The sequence below is a fragment of the Streptomyces sp. NPDC059900 genome (assembly GCF_050270335.1).
GTDB lineage: Bacteria > Actinomycetota > Actinomycetes > Streptomycetales > Streptomycetaceae > Streptomyces.
The window spans coordinates 1-2,824 of sequence record NZ_JBNNJZ010000816.1; the positions used below are offsets into that span (position 1 = coordinate 1).

3 protein-coding genes are annotated in these 2,824 nt (G+C 69.6%); all 3 read right to left on the reverse strand.

Going from position 1 to position 2,824, the window contains the following annotated elements:
* Positions 1–104 precede the first annotated feature (104 nt).
* A complete protein-coding gene (locus ACQKIP_RS44365) occupies positions 105–413 on the reverse strand; it encodes an SCO5918 family protein (protein ID WP_365862375.1) in 309 nt (102 codons plus the stop codon).
* A gap of 74 nt (positions 414–487) precedes the next feature.
* Positions 488–1,963: a DEAD/DEAH box helicase gene (locus ACQKIP_RS44370; protein WP_365862377.1), complete on the reverse strand. Its 1,476-nt coding sequence runs from the start codon at positions 1,961–1,963 to the stop codon at positions 488–490.
* A 305-nt stretch (positions 1,964–2,268) separates the two neighbouring features.
* A complete protein-coding gene (locus tag ACQKIP_RS44375; RefSeq protein ID WP_190084283.1) occupies positions 2,269–2,472 on the reverse strand; it encodes a cold-shock protein in 204 nt (67 codons plus the stop codon).
* Positions 2,473–2,824: the final 352 nt, after the last annotated feature.

The window sequence follows — 2,824 nt, forward strand, 5'->3', positions numbered from 1 at the left end:
GGGCTCGGATTTGTTTATAAGAGACCGGGGGCGCATGGAGCAGACGCAGTAAGGGCCCTGCCGGCGCGCGCCGGCAGGGCCCTTACTGCGTCTGCTTCTTGGTGTTACCCGGGGGTGGGGGCGCCGAGCAGCGCCGACGCCGTCTGGAAGGGGGTGAGACCGCTCGGGGCCGCGTCCTCGGAAGGGGTGCGGCACGTGAAGCCGAGCCGTGTCATGGCGCGGGTGACCTCCCCGGCACTGAAGTCGCGGCGGTCCTGCCGTGTGACGACCGCACCCACCTGCTTGATGGGGTAATGGCGGCGGCCGATGATGACGGAGTCACCCGTGACGGGCTCGGGCTTGACCCCCTTCATCGCGTCGAGCACTCCGTCTTTGGTGAGGTCGAACGGGAAACGGGCGATGACGCAGCGCATGGTGCCTCACAGGCGGGGAGGGTGTGGGTGGGCCTGACGGTCGTACGGGCTCCAGGTGTGCCGTTCCGGCACACCTAGGCCGCAGAGCCTGCGGCGGACGGGCCCCTGGCCGCGCGGCGCGGAGCCCGGTCGGTGCGCCGGTCCTGTGCGCTGCGGCTGCGACGGCCCCGTGAAGGGGAGGAGTTGCCGCGCCGGGGGCGCTCCGCGGCCGGCGCGGTGATGGTGACCGGGACACCCGAAGGGGCCTGTGCCCCGGTGATGCGGCTCAGCTCCTCGTCGCCGGAGCGCACCTGAGCGGTCTGCGGGGTGATGCCCGCGGCGGCCATCAGACGGCTCATGTCGCGCCGCTGGCCCGGCGTCACCAGAGTGACGACGCTGCCGGACTCACCGGCGCGGGCGGTACGGCCGCCGCGGTGGAGGTAGTCCTTGGGGTCGGTCGGCGGGTCGACGTTCACGACCAGGTCGAGGTTGTCGACGTGGATTCCGCGTGCGGCGACATTGGTCGCCACGAGGACCGTCACATGACCGGTCTTGAAGTGGGTCAGGGTCCGCGTGCGCTGCGGCTGGGACTTCCCGCCGTGCAGGGCGGCGGCGCGCACGCCGCTGCTCAGGAGGTGTTCGGTCAGCCGGTCGACGCCGTGCTTGGTGTCCAGGAACATGATCACCCGGCCGTCGCGGGCCGCGATCTCGGTGGTCGTGCGGTGCTTGTCCGCGCCGTGCACGTGCAGCACGTGGTGCTCCATCGTGGTGACCGCGCCCGCCGACGGGTCGACGGAGTGGACCACCGGGTCACTGAGGTAGCGGCGGACCAGCAGGTCGACGTTGCGGTCGAGCGTGGCGGAGAACAGCATGCGCTGGCCCTCGGGGCGCACCTGGTCGAGCAGCGCGGTGACCTGGGGCATGAAGCCCATGTCGGCCATCTGGTCGGCTTCGTCGAGGACGGTGATGCCGACCTGGTCCAGCCGGCAGTCGCCGCGGTCGATGAGGTCCTTGAGCCGGCCGGGCGTGGCGACGACGACTTCGGCGCCCGCGCGCAGCGCATGGGCCTGCCTGCCGATCGACATGCCGCCGACCACGGTGGCGAGCTTCAGCCGCAGGGCGCGGGCGTACGGAGTGAGCGCGTCGGTGACCTGCTGGGCCAGTTCCCTGGTGGGGACGAGGACCAGGGCGAGCGGCTGGCGCGGCTCGGCGCGCCGGCCATCCGTACGGGCGAGGAGGGCGAGTCCGAAGGCGAGGGTCTTGCCCGAACCGGTGCGGCCACGGCCCAGTACGTCGCGGCCCGCGAGGGAGTTGGGCAGAGTCGCCCCCTGGATCGGGAACGGCACGGTCATGCCCTCGCCGCCCAGCGCGGCCAGCAGCGGTGCCGGCATCGCGAGGTCGGCGAACGCCTCGACGGCCGGAAGGGCCGGGGTGACCGTGACGGGCAGGGCGAACTCGCCCTGCGGTGCGGACGGCCGGCGCCCGTGGCCGCCCGGGGTGCCGGAGCGTCCGCGGGACGACGCGCCGTGGCGGGCGCGGGAGGAGTGGTCGTTCATGCGTGTGCGGTTCATGCGGAACCTTCCTTGATGCGGCACGTACCAAGGAATTTCCGCAGCGTAAGCGCGAGAGCACGGCACGGAGAATCGCGAGAACGGGCCGGGGGATGCGTGCAGCGAATCGGCCGGCGGCACATGTTCTGCGGGCGGATGCGCGGGAACGAGATACGTTCCGGCCGGGGGCACGGCGGACAAGCGAAATCCGGTGACGAAGTCAGGGTGTTCGCAAAGAAGATCCGTGGCCCTGGAGGGTGCATTAAATGCACGAGTCGGGGCCCGCACCCAAGGTGCGGGCCCCAGCTGCGAAGTGCGCGTGAGCGTCAGGCGGGAACGATGTTCTCGGCCGTGGGGCCCTTCTGGCCCTGGGCGATGTCGAAGTTCACCTTCTGGCCTTCCTGGAGCTCACGGAAGCCCTGGGCGGCAATGTTCGAGTAGTGGGCGAAGACGTCGGGGCCGCCGCCGTCCTGCTCGATGAAGCCGAAGCCCTTTTCCGAGTTGAACCACTTCACGGTGCCATTGGCCATGTCTGATCTCCTTAGGGGCAGTGCCCGGAGCTCGCATTGTGCGAACTCCGTGTCGCCGCGATGATCGCCCCGCCGGTAATGACCGGAAATACAAAAGTGCTCGCACCTGCCGGTAAAGGAGGTGAAGGCACTTGAAGTTTTTTGGGAACCACAACTGCAACTAAGGGCGACAGTAGCACGGTGTGGTCGGCTCTGTTCGGTGAATAATTCCGTTCCGGGCGTCGCATAAGAAACCCTCAGAGCGCGTCACGCCTATTTCTCATACGGCCGTCACATATATGGGTCATGGCCGGCCGTGGGGTCTGCTTCCCGGCCGGGCGGCGTTCCGGAGCCGAGAACCAGGGCGTATGAG

Coding starts and splice junctions, on each gene's coding strand:
- ACQKIP_RS44365 (WP_365862375.1), bottom strand. CDS start 413: ATGCGCTGCGTCATCGCCCGTTTCCCGTTCGACCTCACCAAAGACGGA.
- ACQKIP_RS44370 (WP_365862377.1), bottom strand. CDS start 1,963: ATGAACCGCACACGCATGAACGACCACTCCTCCCGCGCCCGCCACGGC.
- ACQKIP_RS44375 (WP_190084283.1), bottom strand. CDS start 2,472: ATGGCCAATGGCACCGTGAAGTGGTTCAACTCGGAAAAGGGCTTCGGC.